We start from the raw sequence: 3,612 nt of genomic DNA, 5'->3' as shown, positions 1-3,612 counted from the left end.
CAACGATAAACACCAGATAAGTAAACACCATCAGCACAATGGAATTTAGGGTAGCTGCTTTCCAGCTAAATTCCTTACTTGCCGTTGAAGATGCAAAAACAAGGCCAAAAATAGCCACCAGAACTCCCATAGTTGGCAGCAAAATGCCAAAAAGACAAATTGATCCAGTAATAATGCCTATCACTCGCCAGTTGAATTGAGGGATTTGATCGATGGCTGCGCTAGCTCTCAATGAGGTAACAAGTACGAGTAAGCCCAGTAAAAACATGAGTATTCCGAGGGCCAGCGGGAAGTATCCAGGACCCATTTTGGCCGCAGTGCCCAAAGAATAGGTGGTGGCAATACCTGCAAAGAAAAGGCCGATAACCATATACATGATTCCGGCGCCAAAATCCCTTTGATTGCGAATTTTCAACTTGAGCTCCTTATATCGACTTAAAGGTCGATCTATTTATTAATGTTATGGGATTGTAAGGCAGGATTGAGGGGGTTTGCCTAGGGTTTGCCCCCGACTAGTGCCAATGCGATAATTATTAGCATGAAAGTCTCCCAAATTCGCCAGGCCTACCTGGACTACTTCGCCAAAAAAGGCCATCAAATTGTCCCCTCCAGTCCGGTAGTGCCAGGGGATGACCCAACTCTGCTATTCACGAATGCGGGGATGAATCAGTTTAAGGATGTCTTTTTGGGTTTTGATAAGCGTCCTTATAACCGCGCAACCACTGCTCAAAAATGTATCCGTGCGGGTGGCAAGCACAATGACTTGGATAACGTTGGCTACACAGCCCGTCATCACACCTTTTTTGAAATGCTGGGTAACTTCTCTTTTGGAGATTACTTTAAGAAGGATGCAATTCAATTTGCCTGGGAATTGCTCACTGAAGTTTTTAAACTTCCCGCAGAAAAGCTACTCGTGACTGTTTACGCGGAAGATGACGAGGCTTATGAGATTTGGAACAAGCAAATTGGTGTGCCAGCTGAGCGCATTATTCGCATCGGCGATAACAAGGGGGCACGTTACGCTTCAGATAATTTCTGGATGATGGGCGACACCGGACCATGTGGACCTTGCACTGAAATCTTCTATGACCACGGCCCACACATTGCTGGCGGGCCTCCAGGAAGTCCTGATGAGGATGGTGATCGCTATATTGAGATCTGGAATAACGTGTTCATGCAGTTCAACCGCGACGAAGCGGGCAACATGCATCTCTTGCCTAAGCCTAGTGTTGATACTGGCATGGGCTTGGAGCGTATCGCTGCAGTATTGCAGCAAGTGCATTCCAATTATGAGATTGATCTCTTTGTGAATTTGCTCAAGGCTGCTAAAGAAGCGGTTGATGCAGCTGGTGGCGCGAACTGCGATATTGACAGTCCTTCGCTTAAGGTGATTGCAGACCATATTCGTGCATGTAGCTTTATTGTGGTGGATGGTGTGATCCCAGGTAATGCTGGGCGCGGCTATGTCCTGCGCCGTATTACGCGCCGTGCAATTCGTCATGGTTATAAGTTGGGTGCGCGCAAACCGTTTTTCTATCAACTTGTTCCTGCCCTCGTAAAAGAGATGGGCCTTTCATATCCAGAGTTACAAGCTGCAAAAGATAAAGTCAGTGATGTGATTAAGCAGGAAGAAGAGCGCTTCTTTCAGACAATCGCTAACGGTATGGAGATTCTGGAGAGCGCGCTTGTTGGTGGTGCTAAGACCGTTGATGGCGAAACTGCTTTCCGTTTGCACGATACGTTTGGCTTCCCATTGGATTTGACTGCCGATGTGTGTCGTGAGCGCGGTGTTTCGGTTGATGCGGAAGGCTTTGAGTTGGCGATGCAAAAGCAGCGCGATCAAGCAAGAGCGGCTGGCAAGTTCAAAGTGGCCCAAGGTTTGGAGTACTCCGGCAAACCAACTCAGTTTCATGGCTATGACACCCTGAAACATGAGGGCGCCAAAGTAACGGCACTCTACGTTGATGGCTCGGCCGTGCAGTCTGTTAAAGCTGGCGATACTGCAGTAATCGTTTTAGATCACACCCCTTTCTATGCTGAATCTGGTGGACAGGTTGGAGATCAGGGTGAGCTACGTAATGAGGCAGTACGTTTTGCAGTTGAAGATACTTTCAAGATTCAGGCTGATGTGTTTGGTCATCAAGGTGAAGTGCAAGAGGGCGAGCTCAAGGTGGGCGATTCAATCAACGCCTTGGTAGATGTCCAGCAAAGAACTGAAACGATGCGTAACCACAGTGCTACGCATATTTTGCATAAAGCATTGCGTGAGGTCTTAGGTGATCATGTGCAGCAAAAGGGTTCTTTGGTCGATGCTAGTAAAACTCGTTTTGACTTTACTCATAACGCACCCATTACTGCAGCAGAAATTCGTCGGGTAGAAGATATCGTGAATGCTGAGATCTTGGCTAATACCGCAACTTCCGGAAAAGTGATGTCTTTGGATGATGCGCAGAAAACTGGTGCCATGATGCTCTTTGGTGAGAAGTATGGTGACGAAGTTCGCGTTCTAGAAATTGGTAGTTCTAAAGAGCTCTGTGGAGGCACTCACGTGGGCCGCACTGGAGATATCGGTAGTTTGAAGATTGTTTCTGAGGGAGGTGTTGCTGCTGGCATTCGTCGTGTTGAGGCGGTCACCGGTAGAAATGCTTTGAATTTCTTGCAAGGCATGGAAGACAAGATCAACGAAGCTGCAACAATCTTAAAAACCCATCCAGGTGATTTGGTAAATCGTGTTGCTCAACTCCAAGAAAGCCTGCGTCAAGCTGAACGTGAGTTGGATAAGGTGAACTCTAAGCTTGCCGCAAGCCAAGGTGACGAATTAGCGACACAAGCAATTGATGTCAACGGCATCAAAGTCTTAGCAGCTCGCTTAGATGGTGCAGACGCTCAAGTACTTCGCGAAACCATGGATGCCTTAAAAGCCAAATTGAAAACAGCCGCCATTGTTTTGGCTTCCGTCCAGGGTGATAAGGTGAGCTTAATTGCTGGTGTGACTGCAGATTCGATTGCTAAAGTGAAAGCGGGTGACTTGGTGAACTTTGTTGCCCAGCAAGTTGGTGGCAAGGGCGGTGGCAAACCAGAGATGGCGATGGCTGGTGGTACTGACCCAAGTAAGTTGGGTGCGGCATTAGCTGGTGTGAAAGATTGGGTGGCCTCTAAGTGAGTAATCCTATTGAATTTAATCTCGAAGTCGATGCCATTGGCATGAATTGCCCCTTGCCGATCTTACGTACCAAGAAGGCTTTAGCCACAATGCAATCTGGCCAAGTCCTGAAGGTCAAGGCTACCGACTCAGGTGCGGCAAATGACTTTCCTGCCTTTGCAAAACAGACTGGCAATGAACTGCTTTCCAGCACAACTGAGGGTGATGTTTTGGTTTTCTTCCTCAAAAGAAGATAGGGTGCTTTAAACGTCCAAAACTCTCAGCATCAAAGAAAAAGGCAGAAAGTGATTTCTGCCTTTTTTGCTTTTATCCCGCAGAATTTAAATCTGCCCAAGATGAACTTGAGCCTAAATTAAAGAGCGGCCTTTTAAATACGCCGCAAACTCAGTACTCACCTCTGGATGGCGTAATGCAAATTCAACAGAAGCTTTAAGGTAGCCTAGCTTAAA

3 protein-coding genes and 1 pseudogene are annotated in these 3,612 nt (G+C 47.1%); 2 read left to right on the top strand and 2 right to left on the bottom strand.

The annotated features are described in order from the left end of the window. On the bottom strand, nt 1-415 hold a 415-nt coding region (locus B7X71_RS13780; protein WP_293601035.1), incomplete at its 3' end, for a tripartite tricarboxylate transporter TctB family protein. 123 nt (nt 416-538) lie between these two features. Here B7X71_RS13780 and alaS point away from each other — a divergent pair. After that, entirely contained in the window at nt 539-3,163 is a 2,625-nt protein-coding gene (alaS, locus tag B7X71_RS13775) for an alanine--tRNA ligase (protein ID WP_293601034.1), read from the top strand. Between the two features lie 8 nt (nt 3,164-3,171). Further along, the gene (locus B7X71_RS13770; RefSeq protein ID WP_293601036.1) at nt 3,172-3,399 is read left to right on the top strand and encodes a sulfurtransferase TusA family protein; all 228 of its coding nucleotides are present in this window, start codon (nt 3,172-3,174) and stop codon (nt 3,397-3,399) included. A gap of 111 nt (nt 3,400-3,510) precedes the next feature. On the opposite strand, the pseudogene B7X71_RS13765 reads toward B7X71_RS13770, so the two are convergent. Beyond that, a pseudogene (locus B7X71_RS13765) lies at nt 3,511-3,612 on the bottom strand (UTP--glucose-1-phosphate uridylyltransferase); the annotation flags it as partial.

The organism is Polynucleobacter sp. 39-46-10 (genome assembly GCF_002282275.1).
This window is presented reverse-complemented; position numbering and strand designations above follow the sequence as displayed.

What these genes read in the sequence shown, in the direction of transcription:
- alaS (WP_293601034.1), top strand. Translation starts at nt 539, where the DNA reads ATGAAAGTCTCCCAAATTCGCCAGGCCTACCTGGACTACTTCGCCAAA.